Genomic DNA, 21,161 nt, shown 5'->3' on the forward strand with positions numbered 1-21,161 from the left:
GCAGTGTTCATGCGTATTCTGATCGCCAACGTCAACACCACCGAAGCCATCACCGAGGCCATCGCCGAGCAGGCCCGCAGCGTGGCCTCGCCCGGCACGCAGATCATCGGCCTCACTCCATGGTTCGGTGCCGAGTCGGTGGAGGGCAATTTCGAGAGCTACCTGGCCGCCATCGCCGTGATGGACCGCGTGCTGGCCTACGAGGGCCCGTACGATGCCGTGATCCAGGCAGGTTACGGCGAACATGGCCGCGAAGGTCTGCAGGAACTGCTGAACGTACCGGTGGTGGACATCACCGACGCCGCCGCCAGCACTGCGATGTACCTGGGCCACGCCTACTCAGTGGTTACCACCCTGGACCGTACCGTGCCACTGATCGAAGACCGCCTGAAGCTCTCCGGGCTGTACGACCGCTGCGCCTCGGTGCGCGCCAGTGGCCTGGCGGTGCTGGAACTGGAGGCAGACCCGCAGCGCGCAGTCCAGGCCATCGTCGAACAGGCCGAACGGGCGGTGCGCGATGACAAGGCCGAGGTGATCTGCCTGGGCTGTGGCGGCATGGCAGGGCTGGACGAGCAGATTCGCCAGCGCACCGGGGTACCGGTGGTCGATGGCGTGAGCGCGGCGGTGACCATTGCCGAGTCGTTGGTGCGGATGGGGCTGAGCACGTCCAAGGTGCGCACCTATGCCACCCCGCGGGCGAAGAAAGTGGTGGGCTGGCCGATGCGGTTCGGGCGGTAAAGCCTCAGGTGTCTTCACCGGCCCTATCGCCGGCAAGCCGGCTCCCACAGGGTTCGGTGGTGCTGCACCTGTGGACTGCCCCAGGAAGTTGGACACCAATCCAGTTTCTTGGGGCAGTCCACTGTGTAGGAGCCGGCTTGCCGGCGATAGGGCCAGCCCAGTCACCCAATCATCCGGGCCAAGCGCTGCGCACTGCCACAGGCCAGGGTGAACCCCAAGGCCCCATGCCCCAGGTTCAGCCATAGGTTCCGGTAAGCAGTACCGCCAATGATCGGCACCCCTGTAGGCGTCGCCGGCCGCATACCCGCCCACTCCACCGCCTGCGTATAATCCGCCGCATTGGGCAACGTATCGAGCGCCAGCCGGTGCATGCTTTGGAGCCGGCGCGCATCCACCGATTCGTCGTAGCCGACGATATCCACCATCGCCGCCACCCGCAGTTGCCGGTCAAGGCGCGCATAAACGATCTTGCGCTCGTAATCGGTAATGCTGACCTCAGGCGCACGATGCGTCGAGCCGATTGGCGCCGTCAGGCTGTAGCCTTTGAGCGGATAGACCGGCAGTTTCAAACCCGGCAGCGCCAACGCCGCACTGCGATGACCGGCGCACAGCACCAGGCGCTGTACATCGACCTGCTCGTCCCCCACTTGCAGCGCCACGACCTGATCCTGATGCATGTGCAACCGCGTCACTGTCCTGCCCAGCAGAAAACGGCACTGCCCGGAGGCACGCAAGCGCTCGGCCAGGCGTTCACAGAAACGGTGGCAGTCGGCAACCTCCTCATCGGGCGTCAGTACCCCGCCAATGAACGCTGCCTCGGCCAATGCCGGCTCAAGCGCCCTCAGCTCGCCCCCATCGAGTACCTGTTGATTGACCGGGTCGAGCAGGTGGCCCCGCCCATGGGCGAAGGCCCACTCACTGCGAAAAGCAACCACTTTGCCGTTGCGCCGCCAGGCAAAATCAGCCAGCCCATCGTCCTCGCGCCAGCGCGCCAGGGTGGCCTGACTGTGCAGGGCCAGCTCCAGCAGCTGTGCACCGTTGCGGCGGTTGACGTTGCTGCGGCAAGCCAGCATGAACGCCATCAACCAGCGCCACTGTGCCAGGTCCAGGCGCAGCCGCAAACGCAACGGCGAATCGCCCTGCAGCATCCAGCCCAGCGCCTGCCAAGGCACGCCGGCATCAGCCAAGGGCGCCACGTAGCGGTAAGACAGCTGCCCGCCGTTGGCAAAACTGGTGGCAGAGGCCAGGCTGTCACGCGCCTCGACGAGGTCTACCGAAAGGCCCTCACGGACCAGCGCATAGGCTGTCGCCAGGCCGATCACCCCACCGCCAATGACCGTCACGTCCCGCTTCATGCATTACCCCTGGTTCAGCTTCCTTGCCAAGACAGTAACAGCGGATCAGGTCGGGCAGCTATGCGCACCGCCATCCAGGCCCTGGCGTACGTTGCGGCTGAGCAGGCTGGCCTTGCCGTCGCGCCAGGTCAAGGTCAGAACATACAGGGTGTCGAAGTCATCGCCCTGCCAGTCTTCGGTGATCACCCGGTCCTCACCCAGCGCCTTGCCGGCGACAGTATTGATCAGCTCCGGCAGGTAACCATGGGACCAGGCAGTGTAGACGGTGGCGTTGCGGTACTTGCCGCTGAGCAATTCATCGGCGAGCTCATCGGTGTCGTTCGCACCGTAATCGATATTCACCGGCAGGCCCAGACGTATGGCACTCGGGGTGATGGTCATCAGTGGCCGGATGTAGCTGTAACTCTGATCACTGCTGCCTTCCTCGACCTCTCGTGTCGGGTTGGCTGCGAAGACGAAATCGGCGTTGCCGAAGCGCTCGGGCAGCAGTGTGGCCAGGTCCAGTGCACGGTTGAGGCCTTGACAGTTCAACTGCCCCAAGCCTTCGCCGGGTTTTTCGGCATGGCGCAGGAACACCAGGGTCTGGGTGCCGTCGACCGGTTGCGCGCGGCTTTCGACCACTTCCAGTGCCAAGGGCACCGCCGCAGCGACGAGTGCGAGGCTCAGCAGCAGGAGGCGACGACGGCGAAGAAACGGTGGCAACTTCATGTAGGCATGACTCTTGTGGCAGGCAGTTTCAGGTCAACTCGCCACATTGCCCGGGGGCCCAAGCCGCAGGGCAACCCTGTAGTGAATGCCATCCTTGGCCAACGAGTAGGGTTCAGAGTGCCCTCAACGCGTTTGGTTCCTCCCTGGGCAGGGCTGATGTTAAAGCAAAGGTGTTGCCGAATTGTTTAATGCCTGCCCTTAGATACCAGTCCCCCGCCCTCAATCATCCCGCGTCAACACTTCGAGTAATTCGATCTCGAACGTCAGATCCGAATTTGGCGGGATCGCGCCTACGCTGCGCTCTCCATAACCCAGGTGCGCAGGCACTTGCAGCTTGCGTTTGCCCCCCACGCGCATGCCCATCAGGCCCTGGTCCCAGCCCTTGATCACGCGGCCCGTGCCGATCACGCACTGGAACGGTTTGCCACGCGACCAGGACGAGTCGAACTCGCTGCCATCGGCCAGCCAGCCGGTGTACTGGGTGGTGATCAGGGCGCCTTTGACGGCCGCCTTGCCGTCGCCTTCGACGAGGTCGGTGATTTGCAGTTCGCTGCTCATGGCCATGCTCCAACGCTGAAATTCAAGGCCGCTCTTTTCTCAGGAATGCACGGGTTTGGCAAGCAGGTGCCCTTAACCCAATTGCTCGAACGCTTGCTGGCCCGTCAGCTCGGTAGTCTGGTTGGCAAAGCAGTACCAGGCAGGTTTCTGCTCGACGAAGATCTGCAGGTCGAAATCCCAAGCCTCATCGCCGTCCAGCAGGCCGACTGGCACTGCGTAGAAATCGTTGGCCTTGAGCCGGTAATACAGGTGAGTGCCGCAGCGCCCGCAAAAGCCGCGCTGGGCCCAGTCGGATGAATCGTAGACGCCGGGCGAACGCCCTTCGATGACCGGCGGCTGGCTGCAGTGCACGACCAGCAACGGCCCACCGGTCCACTTGCGGCACATGCTGCAATGGCAGGCACTGACATGGGTGTTATCGAGGGTGACCGTGAGCTTCGTGGCGCCGCACAGGCAAGCGCCTTGTTTCTCCATGACCATGGGGTGCTCCATTTGCGAGGATTGGGCCAGCAATTATAGATGCCAGGTAGGAGCGGCCTTGTGTCGCGATGGGCTGCAAAGCAGCCCCCTGGTTTAATGATGATTGCGTAACTCGAGAGACCGCGTTGCGGCCTGATCGCGGCACAAGGCCGCTCCTACAGTGGACTACACAAACTTCTAGATGTAGGCAGTACCGCGCAGGTACAACGCCGCCCGCCCGCTGATGATCACTCGGCCATTGCCTGGCACCTCACAGTGCAGCTGGCCCTTGCGCGCGCCGCCCTGCTCGCAGGTCAGGATGCTCTTGCCCAACCGCTGCGCCCACAACGGCGCAAGCGATGTGTGCGCAGAACCTGTGACCGGGTCTTCGTTGACACCGACTCGCGGGCCGAACCAGCGTGTGACGAAATCGTATCCGCGCCCGGGAGCGGTCACGGCGATACCACGCACATCGAAGGCCGACAAGGCGACGAAGTCAGGCTGCAGCGGGTCCAAAAGCGACGCGTCATCGATCATCACTACATAGTCGTCGGACTGATACACCGCACTCGCCCAGCTCAACCCCAGCGCCTTCAGCAAACCTGCGGGCGCCTCGACGGCCACTGGCTGCTTGGCCGGGAAGTCCATGGCCAGCAAGCCGTCAGCGCCTCGGCTAACCCGCAATTCACCGCTGCGGGTGTTGAAGCGCAGTACTTCTACCTGCTCGCCTAACTGCTCGAACAGCACATAGGCCGACGCCAAGGTGGCATGGCCGCACAGGTCGACCTCAACCGCCGGGGTGAACCAGCGCAGGTCGAAGGTTTCGCCATTGCGCACGAAATAGGCGGTTTCGGAGAGGTTGTTCTCTTCGGCGATACGTTGCAGCACGTCATCAGGCAGCCAACTTTCAAGCGCAATAACTGCTGCCGGGTTGCCACCGAACGGTTCGGCGGAAAAGGCATCGACCTGAAAGATCTCGAGTTGCATACGAACACTCCTTGTGGCCCGGGCAGCGCCGGGCGGAATCGAAAACGAACGTTACGGATGGACTGGTGTGAGTACCGGTTCGCCGGCAAAGAAGGCCTGTAGATTGCGCAGGACCAAGGCCACCGTGTCGCGCGCCGCTTCAGGGGATTGACCGGCTACATGCGGGGTGAGCACCGTATTGCCGAGGGCCTTCAGCGCATCGGGCACGGCCGGTTCGTCATCGAACACATCAAGTGCTGCACCTGCAAGTTGCCCGCGCTGCAGCGCGCCGACCAGGGCCTTGGTATCCACCACGCTGGCACGGGCGATGTTCACCAGGTAGCCCTCGGGGCCCAAAGCCTCGAGCACCTGAGCATCGACCAGATGGTGCGTACTGGCGCCACCCGGGGTCGCCACAACCAGAATGTCGACGGCATCGGCCAGGTGCAACGGGCTGTCGTACCAGGTGTAAGGCACGTCCTGGCGCGGTGTGCGGCTGTGGTAGCTGATGTTCATGTCGAAGCCGAGGCTGGCACGCCTGGCGATAGCCAGCCCAACCGCACCCAGGCCGAGGATGCCGAGGCGCTTGCCACTTACCGAGGGGCTGATGACCCGGTTCCACTCGCCTCGGCGGATACCGGCATCGGCGCGGGGAATGTCGCGCAGCAGCGCCAGCAGCATCGCCAAGGTGTGGTCGGCCACGGCGGCGGCATTGGCACCCGCGCCATTGGTGACGGTAATGCCACGGGCAGCGGCGGCGGCCAGGTCGACGTGTTCGTAACCGGCGCCGATCACGCAGATGATCTGCAAGCTGGGCAACGCTTGGATTTCAGCAGCGGTCAGGCCCAGCGGGCCGCGGGTAAGCACCGCATCGATTTCAGTGCCATGGCGCTGGATGGCATCGGCACGCAGTGGCGCGGAAGGTGCGCGGATCAGCCGGTAGCCGGCCTGTTCGAGCAGGTGCAGGTAATCATCGACGGTTTCCACCAACACCAGGACTGTCTTGCTCATGCACCCCTCCGGCTCAAATTCGAAGGGGCATTATGCGGAGTCGGCGGGCGGTACAGTCAATCTGTAAATCGCGGGTCAACTGTACTGTATCGGTTGGCTCAACCGGCCCTGTTGCCGGCTTGCCGACCACAGGGCCAGAAAAGACAAAACAATTACTGAGCGAAAGCCCGACCCAGCCCGCCGGGTACACCACTGCTGTCGGTCTCCTGCCACGGGCCATCCGGGCTCAGAGACCAGCTCCAGCCATTGTCATAGCGGTAGTAGGTGCGCTGCCGATAGAACGTATTGGGCTTCTTCTCCAACACATAAACACCCAGTTTCGGGTCCCAATGGCTGGCGCCCCCTGGTGGTGGTGCAAAGCTTGCGGACGTGCGCGGCATCGGTTTGGGGGCCGCCGCCGGTTTGCTCGGCTGCGTGGACGGCTGGCCGCCAGGCAGTGGCTTGACCACCGGCCCCTTGTGCGGCGGCACCGTTTCGATCGGTGGGGCCGGCTGTTCGTAAGGTTCGCGCACCGTACACGCAGACAAACCCAGGGCCAGGGTGATCAGGGTCAGGCGGACGGCGTTTCGCATGGCAGGGTTCTCTTACGGATCGGGGCTGTCGATGGTCAGGAGCTGGGTGGCCTGGGTCTTGCTGGGCAGCGGTGCGCCTTGGCCGATCCACTCACCATGGGTGGGCTGGCCAGCGCGCGATACCCTTGCAACCAGTTGGACTTCGGCAAAGTCGGACAGTTTCATCTGCGGCATCATCGCATCGGCGTCAGACAATTCTACCTCCAGCGGCAATTGGGCCACGGTCACCCGTTTGGCCGCCAGCGGCATGGGCGGGCCGTTGGTAGCACGGGCGAAGATGAACACAGTGTCGTCGGGCTTGACCTTGTCCTTGAGCGCCGGGGCCAGCTCGACCCGCACCTTCAGGCGTGCTGTCACCGGGGTCGCAGGCTTGCCGGTGCTGCCGCCCAGGCGCTCTGCAGCACGGTCGATGCCGCCTTGCAAGGCCGCGCGCGAGGTGTCGCCTTCAGGCAGTTGCGCCAGCAGGCGATTCCAGTAGTCGATGGCTTCCTGGTAGCGCTCGCCTTCGAAGGCCGCAATGCCGCGCAGGCCAAGGCTGGTCACTTCATTCGGGTCGGCCTTGAGCGCCTCGTCGGTCAGCGCCTGCACCTGTGCGTTCCACTGCTTGTTGGCAGCGAAATACAGGGCCTGGGCCCACTGGCCCAACAGTTCCGGCTGGCGACCGGCCAGGGCCACGGCGCGCTCGTAGGCCTTGGCGGCATCTGCCGGACGCTGTTCGGCCATGTAGGCGCGGCCAAGGAAATACAGGCCTTCGGCAGAGTCCGGCTGGGCCTGGACGGCGCGCTCCAGGCGCGTTGTCATCTCTTCCATCGACTTGGGCGCGGCAGCGAACTCCTGAGTCAGCTCCACTTTGTCCGCAGCACCAAAGTGCAGATACAGACCAAGCGCCATCACCGGCACCAGTACTGCGGCCAGCAGTGGCAGCACCTTGCCCAGGTGCCCCTGGCGAGGCGCTTCGGCGCCTTCGGTGTCCGCCAGCAGTTCACGGGCGGCCTCATCGCGGCCGTTGGCCAGTTGCGCGTCATCCAGCACACCGGCGGCCTGTTGGGCAGCCAGTTCGGCGACACGTTCCTGATACAGCGCCACGTTCAGCGCAGTACGGTCTTCTTCCTGCTGCTGGCGACGGCCACGCAGGGTCGGGATCAGCAGAAAGCTGAGGGCGGCGAGCAGCAGCAGGCCCGCACCAAGCCAGAATTCAGTCATGGTTCTGTTCTTTTTCCAGCAGTTTGGCGAGACGTTCGCGTTCTTCGACGGACAGCTCGTGCGAGCCCAGGCTAGCCGGCACACGGCGCCGGCGGACAATCACCACCAGCACCGCAAAGCCACCGACCAGCAGAATGCCCGGGCCGAACCAGAGCAGCCAGGTACGCCCAGTGAGGGCTGGCTTGTAGCGCACAAAGTCGCCATAGCGGTCGACCATGAAGTCGACGATCTGCTGATTGCTCTTGCCTTCGCCAAGCATGCGGAAAATCTCGCGCCGCAAGTCGGCGGCAATCGGTGCGTTGGAGTCGGCGATGTCCTGGTTCTGGCACTTGGGGCAGCGCAGTTCCTTGGTCAGTTGCTGATAACGCTCACGCTCGGCGTCGTCGCGGAACTGGTAGGTATCGATGGCCGCCCTGGCCATGCCGGCCACACACAAACCCAGTACTACGGCCGCAAGCCAGCGCCTCATGGCTTGGCCTCGTCGACCAGGCCCTGATACAGCGGTGCCAGTTGCTCGCGCCACACGGTGGCATCGACGACGCCCACATGCTTGTAGCGGATGATGCCCTTGGCGTCGATCAGGAAGGTTTCCGGCGCGCCGTAAACGCCCAGGTCCAGGCCCAGGCTACCCTGCTCGTCACGAATATCCAGCTGGTACGGGTTGTGGAACTCGGCCAGCCACTTCAAGGCGGCAGCATTGTCGTCCTTGTAGTTGATGCCGTAGATCACCACGCCCTGCCCGGCAAGCTGGTTGAGGTAAGGGTGCTCGACCTTGCACGACGGGCACCAGGTGGCCCATACGTTGACCAACGCCGGGCGGCCTTGCAGGTCGGCCTGGGTCAGGGTGCGATCGCCTTGGGTCGAGGCCAGGGAAAACGCCGGGAACGGCTTACCGATCATTGCCGAGGGCAGCTCGTCGGGCTTGAGGAACAGGCCCTTGTAGAGGAAAACGGCCAACAGCAGGAATACCGCCAGTGGCACCACCATGATCCAACGCTTCATGCAGCTGCTCCAGACACGCCCAGGACATCACGCACCCGGGTCTTGACCTTGACGCGGTAGCGTCGGTCGAGGGCCGCCAGCAAACCGCCCAGGCCGGTCAAAAGACCGCCCAGCCAGATCCAGCGGACGTAAGGCTTGATGTGCACGCGCACGGCCCAGGCGCCGTTGTCCAGCGGCTCGCCCAAGGCAACGTACAGGTCGCGGGTGAAACCGGCATCGATGCCGGCCTCGGTCATCATCGACTGCTGCACCGTATAGAGCCGCTTCTCGGGGTGCAACGTGGTCACTTCACGGCCATCGCGGCTGACGACGACGGTGCCCTTGTCGGAAATGAAGTTCGGCCCTTCGAAGTGCTTGGCGCCTTGGAACAGGAACTGATAACCACCCAGCTCCACGCTTTCACCCGGGGCCAGGCGCAGGTCACGCTCGGCACTGTTGTTGCTCGACAGCACCACGCCAAGGGCGCACACCGCAAGCCCCAAGTGCGCCAGCTGCATGCCCCAGTAGCTGCGCGTCAGGCCACGCACGCCTTTGGCCAAGCCCTTGTGGCGGGTTTTGTCAAAAATGTCGCGCAACCCGCTGAGCACCACCCAGGCAGCCAGTGCAAAGGCGGTCAGGGTCGGCCAGTCGAAGTCGTCGACGATGAAACCGGCCACTGGCGCCAGCACTGCGCTCGCGATCAGTACCGGCGTCATCATGCTCGCCAGCCACTTGCCAGGAGTGTCCTTCCAGCGCACCACCACACCGATGCCGAGCACCACCATCAGCAGTGCCATCAGCGGCAGGAACAAGGCATCGAAATATGGCGGGCCTACCGACAGCTTGGCCCCGGTCAGGGCATCGAGTACCAACGGGTAGAGGGTGCCGAGCAGGATCATCGAAGCCGCCACCACCAGCACCAGGTTGTTGGCCAGCAGCAGCGTTTCGCGCGACCACAGGGAAAAGCCCACCTGGCTTTTGACCACCGGGGCACGCAGGGCGAACAGGGTCAGCGAACCACCGACCACGAACAGCAGGAAGATCAGGATGAACACGCCACGTGACGGGTCGGAGGCGAACGCATGCACCGAGGTCAGCACGCCGGAGCGCACAAGGAACGTCCCCAGCAGGCTAAGCGAGAACGCGGCAATCGCCAGCAGCACAGTCCAGCTCTTGAACACGCCACGTTTTTCCGTCACCGCCAGCGAGTGGATCAGTGCCGTGCCTACCAGCCAGGGCATGAAAGAGGCGTTTTCCACCGGGTCCCAGAACCACCAGCCGCCCCAGCCCAGTTCGTAATAGGCCCACCAGGAGCCCAAGGTGATGCCCACGCCGAGGAACGCCCAGGCAATGATGGTCCAGGGCCGCGACCAGCGCGCCCACGCTGCATCCAGGCGCCCGCCCAGCAGCGCAGCGATGGCGAAGGCGAAGGCCACCGAAAAGCCCACATAGCCCATGTATAGCATCGGCGGGTGAACGATCAGGCCAAAGTCCTGCAGCAGCGGGTTGAGGTCACGGCCATCGGTCGGCACTTGCGGCAGCAAACGTTGGAACGGGTTGGAGGTGATGATCAAAAAGCTCAGGAAGCCCACACTGATCATGCCCATCACCGCCAGCACCCGCGCCAGCATCACTTGCGGCAACTGGCGCGAGAAGACCGACACGGCGAAGGTCCAGCCACCGAGAATCAGCGCCCACAGCAGCAACGAGCCTTCATGCGCGCCCCACACGGCACTGAACTTGTAGTACCAGGGCAAGGCGCTGTTGGAGTTGCTGGCCACGTACGCAACCGAGAAGTTGTCGGTCATGAAGGCGTGGGTCAGGCAAGCGAAGGCAAAGGCCAGGAAGGCAAATTGGCCCCAGGCCGCCGGGCGTGCCAGGCTCATCCACAGACTGTCGCCGCGCCAGGCGCCGAGCAACGGCAGGGTCGCCTGCACAACGGCGAAACAGATCGCCAGGATCATAGCCAATTGGCCAAGTTCAGGGATCACCAACGCCGCATTCATGGTTTGGCCTCCGCGCCGCTGGCGGCTTGGCCGCTTTCCTTCAGGGCCTTGGTGACTTCTGGCGGCATGTATTTCTCATCGTGTTTGGCCAGCACTTCATCGGCGACCACCACACCCTCGGCATTGAGCTTGCCCAGCGCGACTATGCCCTGCCCTTCGCGGAACAGATCGGGGAGGATGCCGCGGTAGGTGATTGGCACCGACTTGTTGAAGTCGGTGACCACGAAACGTACATCAAGGGAGTCGCCCGAGCGCTGCAGCGAGCCCTTCTCGACCATGCCGCCGGCGCGGATCCGGGTGTCCAGTGGTGCCTCGCCATTGGCGATCTGCGTCGGTGTGTAGAACAGGTTGATGTTCTGTTGCAAGGCGCTCAGGGCAAAGCCAACGGCAACCGCCACCCCGGCCAGCAGGCCGAGTATCAGGAACAGGCGTTTCTTGCGCTGCGGATTCACTGGTTGTTCTCCCGGCGCAGACGGCGCGCCTCTTCTTGCAGATAGCGACGGCGGGCCAGCAATGGCGCGGCGACATTGACCGCCAGCACTACCATGCAGATGGCGTAGGCCGACCAGACATACAGGCCATGGTGGCCCATGGCGAGGAAATCGCCGAATGAAGAAAAGCTCATCACGCGGCCCTCCGGCCCAAGCTGTTCAATACTTCTTCCCTGACCCAACTGGCGCGCGCTTCGCGCTTGAGTACTTCAAGGCGCATGCGCAGCAACAGCACGGCGCCGAAGAAGCAGTAGAAGCCCAGCACCGTGCACAGCAGCGGCAGCCACATCTCGGCGGGCATGGCCGGTTTTTCGGTCAGAGTGAAGGTGGCGCCCTGATGCAACGTGTTCCACCATTCCACCGAATACTTGATGATCGGGATATTGATCACCCCGACGATGGCCAGTACCGCGCAGGCCTTGGCTGCGCTGTCACGGTTACTGATTGCCTGGCCCAGGGCGATGATGCCGAAGTACAGGAACAGCAGAATCAGCATCGACGTGAGCCGCGCATCCCAGACCCACCAGCTGCCCCAGGTCGGCTTGCCCCAGATGGCCCCGGTAACCAGCGCCACGGCTGTCATCCAGGCGCCTATTGGCGCTGCGCACTGCAGGGCGACATCCGCCAGCTTCATCTTCCATACGAGCCCCACCACACCGGCCACCGCCAGCAACACGTAACACGACTGTGCGAGCATCGCCGCCGGCACGTGGATATAGATGATGCGGAAACTGTTGCCCTGCTGGTAGTCCTGGGGGGCAAAGGCCAGGCCCCAGATCACCCCCGTCACCAGCAGCAGGATGGCCGATACGGTCAGCCACGGCAGCATGCGGCCGCTGATGGCATAGAACCATTTTGGGGAGCCAAGCTTGTGGAACCACGTCCAGCTAATTTTCATCAGGGTACATCCAGGGTATTAGCCGGGCTTGAGAGCCCGGGACTCGTTATTCACCGACGCTGATCTTCAGGCCGGCCGCTATCGCAAAGGGTGCCAGTGTCACCGCCAGGGCAGTAAGGCTGGCCAGCCAGAGCAGATGGCCGGTCGCCGGCATATTCTGCAACGCCGCCTGCAACGCACCACTGCCCAGGATCAATACAGGGATATACAACGGCAGAATCAGCAATGCCAGCAGCAACCCGCCGCGCTTGAGGCCAACCGTCAGCGCAGCACCTACTGCACCCAGCAGGCTCAGTACCGGCGTACCCAGCAACAGCGAGCCCAGTAGCACCGGCAGACAATGGCTGGGCAGCCCCAGCATCAGTGCCAGCAGTGGCGCCAACAATACCAGCGCCAGCCCGGAAAAGATCCAGTGCGCCAGCACCTTGGCCAGCACCAGCACTGGCAGAGGGTGCGGTGACAACACCCACTGCTCCAGCGAGCCGTCTTCGAAATCGCTGCGAAACAGGCCATCGAGCGACAGCAGCACTGCCAGCAGGGCCGCCACCCAGACCAAACCGGGCGACAAGGTTTGCAACAATTGACTTTCCGGCCCAACCGCCAGCGGGAACAGTGCCACCACGATAGCGAAGAACACCAAAGGGTTGGCCAGTTCCGCCGGGCGGCGGAACAACAAGCGCGCTTCACGGCGCAACAACAGAATGAATACGCTCATGCCGCCCATTGCCCCAGGTTCAGTTCGCGATAGCCGGAGGGCTTTTGGTCAAGCGTGTGGTGGGTGGTCAGCACCACCGTGCCGCCGCGCTCGCAATGGCGTGCCAGATGGGCCTCCAACTGCGCGACCCCTTGCTTGTCCAGCGCGGTGAAGGGTTCATCGAGGATCCACAACGGCGGGCTGTGCAAGTACAGCCGGGCAAGCGCTACACGGCGCTGCTGCCCGGCAGACAGGGTATGGCAGGGAACATCTTCGAAACCGCGCAAGCCGACCGCTTCCAGAGCAGTCCTGATCGCTTCGGCTGTGGCAGGCTGGTGCAAGGCACACAGCCAGGCCAGGTTTTCTTCAGCGCTGAGCAAGTCCTTGATGCCGGCAGCATGGCCGATCCACAGCAGGATGCTAGCCAGCGCATGGCGTTGTTCGGCCAACGGCTTGCCGCCCAGCAGGATCTGCCCGGCAGTCGGCTGCATCAGCCCGGCCATCAGGCGCAGCAGGCTGGTCTTTCCGCTGCCGTTGGGGCCGCTGATCTGCAGCATGTCGCCTGGCCGCAGCTCGAAATCCAGGTGCTCGAACAGCAGGCGCCAGTCGCGCTCGCAGGCCAGGCCCACGGCTTGGAGGTGAAGGGTCACGGTTTCGCCTTATCCAGTTTACGGCTCAAGTCGCCCCCCTGGCTGCCGTTATACTGGCAGTGGCGGACGGCCGGCATTATTACATGCGCTGCCCCGCTGCCAAGAGGGCGGGCTCGACAGGTTGTATACAATCATGACTGAAATCAATAGTCTCGGCGCACAAAACGTCGTCAACCCGCAGGCGATCAAGGCGGCGCTGACCGGTGAGCTGCTGAACCTGACCCAGGCGCAACCCGGGCTGCTCAAGCCTGGCGAGACCGCCCAGGCCGAGGTACTGACGCTGCGCCAGTCAGGTGGCGAGTTTCAGATGGTGCTCAAGCTGATCCAGGCCAACGGCAACCAGAACCAGCTGCAGGTCACCACCAGCCAACCCATCCCCCAAGGCAGCCAGATCACCGTCAGCCAGCCAGAGAGCAACCGACTCGCGGTAATGGTGCAACAGGCCAGCGCCAGCAACGTCACCCTCCTCACTCAACTGGATACCAGCAAGGTGCCAGTCGGCACCCTCCTGCAAGGCAAGGTCCTGACCAACCAGGCACTCGCCCTTGGCCCTGGCGCCGCCACCAGCTTCCGCGCGCTGGTGAGCTTGCTCAACAGCGCACAGGCAGGCGCCGTCCTGACCATCGACAGCCCGCGCCCGTTGCCGGTCGGCAGCCTGCTCAGCGCGCTGGTGCAAGGCGACCAGTCGCTGCGCTTCGTGCCGCTCAGCGGCCGTCAGGAGCAATTGAACATCGCCCAGCAGCTGCTCACCCAACAGGGTCGCCAGGCCTCCTTGCCCGGCCTGCTCAACGCTTTGCAGCGAATAGCCAGCGACACGAGCGGCAACGGCGAACTGCGCACCAGCGCCGAGCGCCTGCTGGCCAGCCTGCCGGACGCTCGCCAACTGGGCGATGGCAAATCGTTTGCCCAGGCCTTGAGCAACAGCGGGGCATTCCTTGAAGCGAAACTGCTTGGCGGCCAGAGCACACACGTGGCAACCGACCTGAAGGCCCATCTGATCAGGCTGGTGGCTCAGGCCTCGGCGTATGCACCGGCAAGTCCTGCCGTCGTCTCCACCACCCTGGCCCAGGCTTTGCCAACCATGGCGCGCGGCGCCCTGGGCATGCTTGAGCGGGCCAGCCCGAAGCAACAGCCAGGCGGGTTTCCGCTGCCCTCCCGGTTGCTGCAGGCCATGGAGCATGAAGGCGACCTGCAACAGCTGCTGCGCCTCGCCGCCGCTGCCATCTCGCGCCTGCAAAGCCACGCCCTGAGTAGCCTGCAACAATCCGGCAGTCTGGAAAACGGCAACCTGCAGACTACCTGGCAAACCGAAATACCCGTGCGCCATGGCCTGGATTTCATCCCGCTTCAGGTCAAGCTGCAGCGCGAGGAAACCGCGCAGCAACAAGCCGACCGGGAGCGGGAACATCAGGACCCGCTGCAGGCGCTGTGGCGCATCGACCTGGCCTTCGACCTGGCACCGCTCGGCCCTCTGCAGGTCCAGGCGCAACTGAGCCAGGGCCGGCTGTCCGGCCAGCTGTGGGCTGAACGTGAACAAACCGCCCGGCTGATCGACAGCCAGCTCGGCGCGCTGCGTGAACGCCTTCTGGCCCGTGGGTTGGACGTTGGCGACCTCGAATGCCATCCCGGCATCCCGCCTCAAGGGCCGCGCACACGTGTGGAACAACGCTGGGTGGACGAAACCGCATGAGCAGCAAGCAACCGCGCCAGGCCATCGCCCTGAGCTACGATGGCCAGCAAGCCCCCACCCTGAGTGCCAAAGGCGACGATGAACTGGCCGAGGCCATCCTGGCGCTGGCCCGTGAACATGAAGTGCCGATCTACGAGAACGCCGAGCTGGTGCGCCTGCTGGCCCGCCTGGAGCTGGGCGAACAGATTCCCGAAGCGCTGTACCTGACCATCGCCGAGATCATTGCCTTCGCCTGGCAATTGCGCGGCCGCGTTCCTGCAGGCTTCGCTGACGAGCCGGCGCAGTCTCGTGATATCACTCCCACGCAGGCGCGCCTGCCATCGGGCGGTAACGTTACCTGACGCAGCTTGTCGCGTGCGCCCTCTTTGCCCTTTCGTCGATCGAGGGGTTACCCGATGCCCCCATTGCGTACCAGAGCCTGACCAGCGTGCGCCAGACCTTGATGGACTTTCCCCACCCCGAGCAACAGTGCCGGGCATTGCTGAAGCAGTGGCCGGCCAAGCTCGCCGTGCACCTGAGTTTCGTCTGAGGCGGCCGCGAATCCACACGCTAAATAATTAGCCCCCCCGCCCCCTGTGCGCAGGTCACCCTTGCCCTCCTTACCCACCGCAAAAAGTGACCTCCATGACCAACCAATACGTAAATGCCAAGGGCGTGCAGTTTGTGCGCGACAGCCTCGCCGACTTTCCGCGCCCGGACCGAGCGGCAGCCGATGCCATACGCCAGTGGGCCAGCGAACGCTCCATGGACCTGGACCCGGACCGCGTCGATGCTGTCACCCTGCATTGCCAGTTCAACCCCGAGCACGGCTGGGTTGCGGTAATCGCACAGAAGATGACCCTGACCCAAGCGGTGCTCTCGAACTGGCAGGGAGAATCGGCCAACAACTGGCTGGGGGCGGCGATCGGCGAACCTTGGGCCGGTGAATTGCCAGACGGTCTGACCCTCACCGACAGTCTGCGTGGGCAAGGGCTGCTTGACTATCACGCACCGTACAGCGTCTACAACGGGCTTTTCAGGCAAAGCGACACGACGCAGTACAACACCAACACCCATGTACCGTTGGCGGCCGAAGACTTCCAGTCCTTTATCTGGAGCCTGGACTTCCACGGGCACTACAAGTCCATGCTCGACACCTACTGGGACGCCAACCTGGAAAAATACCGTATCGGGGCAAAAATCAACTTCATTGCTGCCTGTAACAAGCAGGTAACCGAAGGCAGCCTCAGTGACGCCGGCAGGCGGCTGGCCTGGCAGGCGAGCGGCCTGGAAGCCACGCCTGCAGCGATGCCCGGTGACGGCACGAGCAGCGGCAAACCGAGGATACGAGCCAGGTTACTGAATGTGTACGGTTATACAGCCACTGACCTGCTGTGCCTGCGCGACGCCGTCAGCGGCCTGGTTTTACTCTACATTCCAGGTAACGCCTCACCCCTGCATGAGTTCAGCGACAAACAGGCACTGATGGACTGGTTCGCCGAACAGTGCCGTGCGCCCGACACACGCGACGCGCTGCAAAGCCACTTCGCATTGGCCGATCGCGAAGACGGCCTTAGCTACAGCGGCCTTCACACGGCCCTGTGCGGCCTGGGCAGCTACCCGCAGCCCTATCACCTGGACAGCAACCGCCCAGGATTTACGGCAGAGGGTATCTGGCCGCCGCGGGACTACATCAATTACAAGGCGAAGGACTACAGCCCCCTGATCGAAGGCGACGTGTTCCTGACCCTGGCCAAACGCCAGAAACAGCGCAGCTACCAGGATGCGCATTTCATCATCACCAGCGACAGTGAAGTGACCAAGGCCAAGTGGCGCGGCTACCTGAACTCGGCAATCAACGTATTGGCGCCCCTGGCCCTGGTGGTACCAGAGCTCGCCCCGCTGTTCGCCCTCGGCGGCATCGCCCAGTTTGGTCTGGGCCTGGACCAGGCCATACAGGGCAAGAACGCACAGGAGAAAGCCGAAGGCGTTAGCGAGTCGGTCTTCGGGCTGCTCAACGCTGCGCCGCTGATCACTGCCGGTGTGGCCAAGGCCCCCGAACTGTTCAGCTTCAAGAAAAGTGGCTTTGTGATGCCCAGCAGGGTCAACGAGCAACTGGGCTATCCTTTGAGCCCCGTCACGCCTCCTCAACTGCCGATAGCAGAGGTGGCTGATTACTTCCACAGCCCCGACTCTATCGCGCCGCTGCCTGGCGCCGATACCGCCACTGCCGGCGCAATTGTCAGGACTCCCCGCTACGACGGTTCGCCTGACTTGCTTTCGGCGATGATCGGCGGCTACCACTCGGACATGCTCTACGACATGGAGGCTGATGCCTTTTGCCTGATGAGCGATTTCAATGAGGTCGAGCCAAGGTACTACATCGCAACATCGGGCTCGCGCAACGTGGTCGAGGTGGATGTGCAAACGCGCCAGGTCACGGATGACATGCGCATGGCGACCCTGCGTGCGCTGGGCGTGGACCTGACGCTGCCAATCGATCTGCCGGCAGTGAACACCGAAGACCTGAGGCCAATCCCGAAACAGATCATGAACCTGTGGGTTGGCAACAACGTCATCCCGCAGGAGTTGATCGACAATATCGCCAGCAATACCCGAAACCTGCAGGGCTCTGAGTATGCGCTGCGTCTTTACCTGACCAACGCCGAGCCCGCAGTCTTCCAGGAGAACCTGCGCCTCTTGGCAGAGCATGCCCCGGCAGTGGAAGTACTGCCACTTGAGGACCAGCCGTTCTACGCCAGTTTCAGGGAAAGCGGCAACTACGCCCAGTACCAGGCAGCGATCGACGGCAACGGCGGGGTCGCCAGCAACTATGCCTCGGCTGCCGATGTATTGCGCTTTGCACTGCTTGAAGAGGAAGGTGGCCTGTACATGGACATCGACGACACCCTGTTGGCACCTGGTGAGCACCCCGCAGTGATCGACGGCGTCCCCATAGGACTACCTGGAGAGCGGCTGGATGACGTAGAACTCGCCACCCGCAAAAACGGCCTGCTGCTTCATCCCCCCGTATCCAATGAAGAAATGGGCATGAACAATCTGTACAACAGCAGCCTGATAGGCAGCCACCCAGGCAATCCGACGCTGAGGGCGATCCGTGAAGAAATGCAGGCGCGCTTTCTGGAAGAGCCGGGCTTTTACGACAGCAAACCCTCCAAGGAAACCGATCCGCAAGCGTTCTCGCGTTACGCCCAGACGCTTTGCCGCCTCACTGGGCCCGGGCTGCTCACCGATATGGTCGATCGACACTTGCCTGAGCTCGGCGTGATACGCCAGATCGTCAATCTGTACGCGTTCCCCCGCACCAATTCATGGCGTTTCGTGGATCTTTCCGACCTTCAAGCCGTGCAAAAGCAGATGCTCCCGCTTAACCGAATAGCCAAGATAGGAGGATACAGCTCTTGGGTCAGGCCCAGCGTAGGGGCACCTGTTTGACATCGCCCGTGAGATCGAGCGCCGCCCTCACGGTGCATCGCGAACTGCGCTAGATCTCACGGGCGCTGAACCCGCCATGAGGGGCACCTTCAGCCCCAAATTGCGTAACTGACTGAAATCAGCCCCAGGTCGCCTGTTCAACTCACCCGTTGCGATGCAACTTGCTCATCAGTTCGGCCTCGGCCTGCGTCAATCCGCAGGTTTCGGTCAACTCCGACACACTCGCCCCCATCCCGACCAGTTTGGCTGCCTGGCTGAAGGTGACATTGCTCGGGTCGCGTTGCTCCAGCCGCTCCAGCCGGTCGGGCAAGGTAGCCACCACCGCGCGCAGTTCATGGATGGCTTCCCCCATGCGCACGGTACCGTTCTGGTAGTCATCCAGGCGCTTGGCCAGGTCCTTGATGCGCTGGTCACGCACGGCATCGCCCAGAGCCTGCTGGGCGGCGAGCTCGCGCTGGCGCTTGCTGTAGTTGAGGAAGAACCACAGGCTCAGCGCCCACAACAGCGCCAGGAAGATGACAGCAACCTCGAAAATCAACTCAGATGTTCTCCAGCTCGGACCACTCTTCCTCGGTCATCATCTTGTCCAGCTCGACCAGAATCAACAGTTCTCCATTCTTGTTGCATACACCCTGGATGAACTTGGCCGACTCTTCGTTACCTACGTTCGGCGCAGTCTCGATCTCCGACTGACGCAGGTAGACCACCTCGGCCACGCTATCGACCAGGATGCCGACCACTTGCTTGTCAGCCTCGATGATGACGATACGGGTGTTGTCGGTCACCTCGGTAGGCATCAGGCCGAAGCGCTGGCGGGTATCGATCACCGTCACAACGTTGCCGCGCAGGTTGATGATACCCAGCACGTAGCTAGGCGCACCCGGTACCGGGGCGATTTCGGTGTAACGCAGGACTTCCTGCACCTGCATGACGTTGATGCCGTAGGACTCGTTGTCCAGACGGAAGGTTACCCATTGCAGAATCGGATCTTCCGAACCTTGTGCAGACGACTTTTTCATTCCCCTAGCCCTCAAAATCCGCCGATGGCGGTGTGTTCGCAGTTATTTGTGTTTGGCATGCAGCTGCTTGACCGCGCCACTGGCGATCAGCTCGGCCAGTTCGGCGACGTCCAGCAGCGCACACATGTGTTCGATCACCGTGCCGGCCAGCCACGGTCGCTGGCCACGTTGGCTGCGCCATTTGATCTCGGACGGGTCCAGGCGCAGCGAACGGCTGACCTGATGCACCGCCAGCCCCCATTCGTAGCCCTGAACGGAAATGACGTAGTGCAGGCCCTGGCGGAAATCGTCCCGGTAGCGGTCTGGCATGACCCAGCGCGCAGTGTCCAGCACCTTCAGGTTGCCCGCCTGACAGGTAAGGATGCCAAGGAACCAGTCCGGCTGGCCGAACAACGGCGTCAGTTCCTGGCCCTCCAGGCTGTAGATCGAGCCCAGGCACACCAGCGGCACGGCCAGCGTCAGCCCGGCGACGTCGAACAGCAGGCACTCGAAAGGCTCAGCCGCCCAGGCCGGGCGACCATCGACCGTGGCCGGAGGCACGGGCGCACTCGGCGCGGGCAGGTTGACTTCAACCAGCGGCGCGACGGGCTCGGGCGACTGAACCTGGGTCAGCACAGGAATGGCGGCTTCGGCCACCACCTTCGTCTCGACCACCGTCACCACCGGCGCTTCGACCGGCAAGACGGTCGCAAGCACCTTCGCCTGCGGCTCGGCAAAAGGCCTTACCGGGACGCTGACTGCAGGGCTTTGGACCTGCGGCTGCGCATCTCGGGCCTGTTCTTCGCGCACGGCGGCGGCAAATTCGTCACTCGCAGGCGGCAGGTCGAGAATACCCTCAGCCTCGGTGGCTTCCTGCAGCAGGCCATCCAGATAGGATTGCAGGGCCAGTTGCGGCCGGGTACCGGTCTTCACCGTCATGAAGCCACCTGTACTGCATTCTTATAGGTAAGCAGGTGCTTGAGCAGTGCCCGGTAAGCGATCACGCCGCGGCTCTTGCCATCGAACTGTGACGGCGTGACGCCGTTGCGGCTGGCATCGCGCAGGCGCGTATCGACCGGAATGTAGCCCTGCCATACCTGATGTTCATAGGCATCACGCAATACTTTCAGCGTACCCAGCGAGGCCTGGGTACGACGGTCGAACAGGGTCGGCACGATCTGGTACGGCAAGGCCTGCTTGCGCGAACGGTTGATCATGGCCAGCGTGCCGATCATGCGTTCCAGGCCCTTGACCGCGAGGAACTCGGTCTGCACCGGAATCACCAGTTGCTGGCTGGCGGCCAGCGCGTTGACCATCAGCACCCCAAGCAGCGGCGGGCTGTCGATCAGGGCGAAGTCGAAGTCCTGCCACAGCTGCGCCAGACTCTTGGCGATCACCAGGCCCAGGCCACTCTGCCCCGGCGACTGACGCTCCAGCACCGCCAATGCGGTACTCGACGGCAGCAGCGAGATACGCTGGTCGCTGGTGGGCAGCAGCAGTTGCCCGGGCAAGCCATCCGGCACCTGGCCCTTGTGCAGGAACAGGTCGTAACAGCTGTGCTCCAACGCATCGGGGTTGTGCCCGAAATAGCTGGTCATCGAACCATGCGGGTCGAGGTCGACGACGACCACGCGCTTGCCCGCCTCGGCCAGCAAACCGGCCAGGGCGATAGTGGTGGTGGTCTTGCCGACCCCGCCTTTCTGATTGGCTACTGCCCAGACTCTCATAGGACAACTCTTGATTCATGG

The 21,161-nt window shown here is 63.2% G+C and carries 24 protein-coding genes; 4 read left to right on the forward strand and 20 right to left on the reverse strand.

Features of this window, described 5'->3' with window-relative positions; all coding sequences use genetic code 11:
* Window positions 1–9 precede the first annotated feature (9 nt).
* Window positions 10–738, forward strand: coding sequence for an aspartate/glutamate racemase family protein (locus JET17_RS18470; RefSeq protein ID WP_012315469.1), 729 nt, complete (start codon window positions 10–12; stop codon window positions 736–738).
* A 161-nt stretch (window positions 739–899) separates the two neighbouring features.
* Here JET17_RS18470 and JET17_RS18475 read toward each other — a convergent pair whose 3' ends face one another.
* The 16 genes from JET17_RS18475 to ccmA form a co-directional block, all read right to left on the reverse strand.
* Entirely contained in the window at window positions 900–2,093 is a 1,194-nt protein-coding gene (locus JET17_RS18475) for a D-amino acid dehydrogenase (RefSeq protein ID WP_012315470.1), read from the reverse strand.
* 45 nt (window positions 2,094–2,138) lie between these two features.
* Window positions 2,139–2,801, reverse strand: coding sequence for a hypothetical protein (locus tag JET17_RS18480; protein ID WP_012315471.1), 663 nt, complete (start codon window positions 2,799–2,801; stop codon window positions 2,139–2,141).
* Between the two features lie 219 nt (window positions 2,802–3,020).
* The gene (locus JET17_RS18485) at window positions 3,021–3,359 is read right to left on the reverse strand and encodes an FKBP-type peptidyl-prolyl cis-trans isomerase (protein WP_012315472.1); all 339 of its coding nucleotides are present in this window, start codon (window positions 3,357–3,359) and stop codon (window positions 3,021–3,023) included.
* A 72-nt stretch (window positions 3,360–3,431) separates the two neighbouring features.
* On the reverse strand, window positions 3,432–3,839 hold the full coding sequence (locus JET17_RS18490) for a GFA family protein (protein WP_012315473.1): 408 nt from the start codon (window positions 3,837–3,839) through the stop codon (window positions 3,432–3,434).
* Between the two features lie 177 nt (window positions 3,840–4,016).
* A complete protein-coding gene (locus JET17_RS18495) occupies window positions 4,017–4,805 on the reverse strand; it encodes a PhzF family phenazine biosynthesis protein (RefSeq protein ID WP_012315474.1) in 789 nt (262 codons plus the stop codon).
* A gap of 51 nt (window positions 4,806–4,856) precedes the next feature.
* Window positions 4,857–5,795, reverse strand: coding sequence for a 2-hydroxyacid dehydrogenase (locus JET17_RS18500; protein ID WP_012315475.1), 939 nt, complete (start codon window positions 5,793–5,795; stop codon window positions 4,857–4,859).
* Between the two features lie 152 nt (window positions 5,796–5,947).
* On the reverse strand, window positions 5,948–6,367 hold the full coding sequence (locus JET17_RS18505; protein ID WP_012315476.1) for a hypothetical protein: 420 nt from the start codon (window positions 6,365–6,367) through the stop codon (window positions 5,948–5,950).
* A 12-nt stretch (window positions 6,368–6,379) separates the two neighbouring features.
* Complete coding sequence (ccmI, locus tag JET17_RS18510) at window positions 6,380–7,570, reverse strand: c-type cytochrome biogenesis protein CcmI (RefSeq protein ID WP_012315477.1); 1,191 nt, start codon at window positions 7,568–7,570, stop codon at window positions 6,380–6,382.
* Window positions 7,563–8,039, reverse strand: a complete 477-nt coding sequence (locus tag JET17_RS18515) for a cytochrome c-type biogenesis protein (protein ID WP_012315478.1) — start codon at window positions 8,037–8,039, stop codon at window positions 7,563–7,565. Before JET17_RS18515 ends, ccmI begins: the two co-directional genes overlap by 8 nt.
* Window positions 8,036–8,572, reverse strand: a complete 537-nt coding sequence (locus tag JET17_RS18520; RefSeq protein WP_012315479.1) for a DsbE family thiol:disulfide interchange protein — start codon at window positions 8,570–8,572, stop codon at window positions 8,036–8,038. Before JET17_RS18520 ends, JET17_RS18515 begins: the two co-directional genes overlap by 4 nt.
* A complete protein-coding gene (locus JET17_RS18525) occupies window positions 8,569–10,542 on the reverse strand; it encodes a heme lyase CcmF/NrfE family subunit (protein ID WP_190273341.1) in 1,974 nt (657 codons plus the stop codon). The genes JET17_RS18520 and JET17_RS18525 overlap by 4 nt, the downstream gene beginning before the upstream one ends.
* 11 nt (window positions 10,543–10,553) lie before the next feature.
* Entirely contained in the window at window positions 10,554–11,009 is a 456-nt protein-coding gene (ccmE, locus tag JET17_RS18530; protein WP_012315481.1) for a cytochrome c maturation protein CcmE, read from the reverse strand.
* Window positions 11,006–11,182, reverse strand: coding sequence for a heme exporter protein CcmD (gene ccmD / locus JET17_RS18535; protein WP_012315482.1), 177 nt, complete (start codon window positions 11,180–11,182; stop codon window positions 11,006–11,008). The genes ccmE and ccmD overlap by 4 nt, the downstream gene beginning before the upstream one ends.
* Window positions 11,182–11,946 (reverse strand): heme ABC transporter permease, encoded by a 765-nt coding sequence (locus tag JET17_RS18540; protein WP_012315483.1) that lies wholly within the window; start codon window positions 11,944–11,946, stop codon window positions 11,182–11,184. Before JET17_RS18540 ends, ccmD begins: the two co-directional genes overlap by 1 nt.
* A 46-nt stretch (window positions 11,947–11,992) precedes the next feature.
* A complete protein-coding gene (gene ccmB / locus JET17_RS18545) occupies window positions 11,993–12,661 on the reverse strand; it encodes a heme exporter protein CcmB (RefSeq protein WP_012315484.1) in 669 nt (222 codons plus the stop codon).
* Complete coding sequence (ccmA, locus tag JET17_RS18550; protein ID WP_012315485.1) at window positions 12,658–13,290, reverse strand: cytochrome c biogenesis heme-transporting ATPase CcmA; 633 nt, start codon at window positions 13,288–13,290, stop codon at window positions 12,658–12,660. The genes ccmB and ccmA overlap by 4 nt, the downstream gene beginning before the upstream one ends.
* 133 nt (window positions 13,291–13,423) lie before the next feature.
* Here ccmA and JET17_RS18555 point away from each other — a divergent pair, with 133 nt between their 5' ends.
* The 3 genes from JET17_RS18555 to JET17_RS18565 all read left to right on the forward strand — a co-directional run bounded on the left by JET17_RS18555 (window position 13,424) and on the right by JET17_RS18565 (window position 18,415).
* Window positions 13,424–14,980, forward strand: a complete 1,557-nt coding sequence (locus tag JET17_RS18555) for a flagellar hook-length control protein FliK (protein ID WP_012315486.1) — start codon at window positions 13,424–13,426, stop codon at window positions 14,978–14,980.
* The gene (locus JET17_RS18560) at window positions 14,977–15,321 is read left to right on the forward strand and encodes an EscU/YscU/HrcU family type III secretion system export apparatus switch protein (protein WP_012315487.1); all 345 of its coding nucleotides are present in this window, start codon (window positions 14,977–14,979) and stop codon (window positions 15,319–15,321) included. The genes JET17_RS18555 and JET17_RS18560 overlap by 4 nt, the downstream gene beginning before the upstream one ends.
* Before the next feature lie 283 nt (window positions 15,322–15,604).
* Window positions 15,605–18,415, forward strand: coding sequence for a dermonecrotic toxin domain-containing protein (locus JET17_RS18565; RefSeq protein WP_012315488.1), 2,811 nt, complete (start codon window positions 15,605–15,607; stop codon window positions 18,413–18,415).
* A 142-nt stretch (window positions 18,416–18,557) separates the two neighbouring features.
* On the opposite strand, the gene JET17_RS18570 is transcribed toward JET17_RS18565, so the two are convergent.
* Genes JET17_RS18570 through JET17_RS18585 form a run of 4 tightly spaced genes read right to left on the reverse strand, consistent with a single transcriptional unit; the run spans window position 18,558 to window position 21,140 of the window.
* Window positions 18,558–18,953, reverse strand: a complete 396-nt coding sequence (locus JET17_RS18570; protein WP_012315489.1) for a DUF2802 domain-containing protein — start codon at window positions 18,951–18,953, stop codon at window positions 18,558–18,560.
* Between the two features lies 1 nt (window position 18,954).
* Window positions 18,955–19,434 carry a chemotaxis protein CheW gene (locus tag JET17_RS18575; RefSeq protein WP_003254393.1) on the reverse strand — a complete coding sequence of 160 codons (480 nt, stop codon included), beginning with the start codon at window positions 19,432–19,434 and terminating at the stop codon, window positions 18,955–18,957.
* A gap of 42 nt (window positions 19,435–19,476) precedes the next feature.
* Entirely contained in the window at window positions 19,477–20,352 is an 876-nt protein-coding gene (locus JET17_RS18580; RefSeq protein WP_012315490.1) for a CheW domain-containing protein, read from the reverse strand.
* A complete protein-coding gene (locus tag JET17_RS18585) occupies window positions 20,349–21,140 on the reverse strand; it encodes a ParA family protein (RefSeq protein WP_012315491.1) in 792 nt (263 codons plus the stop codon). Before JET17_RS18585 ends, JET17_RS18580 begins: the two co-directional genes overlap by 4 nt.
* Window positions 21,141–21,161 lie beyond the last annotated feature (21 nt).

This window comes from Pseudomonas putida, assembly GCF_016406145.1.
GTDB lineage: Bacteria > Pseudomonadota > Gammaproteobacteria > Pseudomonadales > Pseudomonadaceae > Aquipseudomonas > Aquipseudomonas putida_E.

Coding starts and splice junctions, on each gene's coding strand:
- JET17_RS18470 (WP_012315469.1), top strand. CDS start 10: ATGCGTATTCTGATCGCCAACGTCAACACCACCGAAGCCATCACCGAG.
- JET17_RS18475 (WP_012315470.1), bottom strand. CDS start 2,093: ATGAAGCGGGACGTGACGGTCATTGGCGGTGGGGTGATCGGCCTGGCG.
- JET17_RS18480 (WP_012315471.1), bottom strand. CDS start 2,801: ATGAAGTTGCCACCGTTTCTTCGCCGTCGTCGCCTCCTGCTGCTGAGC.
- JET17_RS18485 (WP_012315472.1), bottom strand. CDS start 3,359: ATGAGCAGCGAACTGCAAATCACCGACCTCGTCGAAGGCGACGGCAAG.
- JET17_RS18490 (WP_012315473.1), bottom strand. CDS start 3,839: ATGGTCATGGAGAAACAAGGCGCTTGCCTGTGCGGCGCCACGAAGCTC.
- JET17_RS18495 (WP_012315474.1), bottom strand. CDS start 4,805: ATGCAACTCGAGATCTTTCAGGTCGATGCCTTTTCCGCCGAACCGTTC.
- JET17_RS18500 (WP_012315475.1), bottom strand. CDS start 5,795: ATGAGCAAGACAGTCCTGGTGTTGGTGGAAACCGTCGATGATTACCTG.
- JET17_RS18505 (WP_012315476.1), bottom strand. CDS start 6,367: ATGCGAAACGCCGTCCGCCTGACCCTGATCACCCTGGCCCTGGGTTTG.
- ccmI (WP_012315477.1), bottom strand. CDS start 7,570: ATGACTGAATTCTGGCTTGGTGCGGGCCTGCTGCTGCTCGCCGCCCTC.
- JET17_RS18515 (WP_012315478.1), bottom strand. CDS start 8,039: ATGAGGCGCTGGCTTGCGGCCGTAGTACTGGGTTTGTGTGTGGCCGGC.
- JET17_RS18520 (WP_012315479.1), bottom strand. CDS start 8,572: ATGAAGCGTTGGATCATGGTGGTGCCACTGGCGGTATTCCTGCTGTTG.
- ccmD (WP_012315482.1), bottom strand. CDS start 11,182: ATGAGCTTTTCTTCATTCGGCGATTTCCTCGCCATGGGCCACCATGGC.
- JET17_RS18540 (WP_012315483.1), bottom strand. CDS start 11,946: ATGAAAATTAGCTGGACGTGGTTCCACAAGCTTGGCTCCCCAAAATGG.
- ccmB (WP_012315484.1), bottom strand. CDS start 12,661: ATGAGCGTATTCATTCTGTTGTTGCGCCGTGAAGCGCGCTTGTTGTTC.
- JET17_RS18555 (WP_012315486.1), top strand. CDS start 13,424: ATGACTGAAATCAATAGTCTCGGCGCACAAAACGTCGTCAACCCGCAG.
- JET17_RS18560 (WP_012315487.1), top strand. CDS start 14,977: ATGAGCAGCAAGCAACCGCGCCAGGCCATCGCCCTGAGCTACGATGGC.
- JET17_RS18565 (WP_012315488.1), top strand. CDS start 15,605: ATGACCAACCAATACGTAAATGCCAAGGGCGTGCAGTTTGTGCGCGAC.
- JET17_RS18575 (WP_003254393.1), bottom strand. CDS start 19,434: ATGAAAAAGTCGTCTGCACAAGGTTCGGAAGATCCGATTCTGCAATGG.
- JET17_RS18580 (WP_012315490.1), bottom strand. CDS start 20,352: ATGACGGTGAAGACCGGTACCCGGCCGCAACTGGCCCTGCAATCCTAT.
- JET17_RS18585 (WP_012315491.1), bottom strand. CDS start 21,140: ATGAGAGTCTGGGCAGTAGCCAATCAGAAAGGCGGGGTCGGCAAGACC.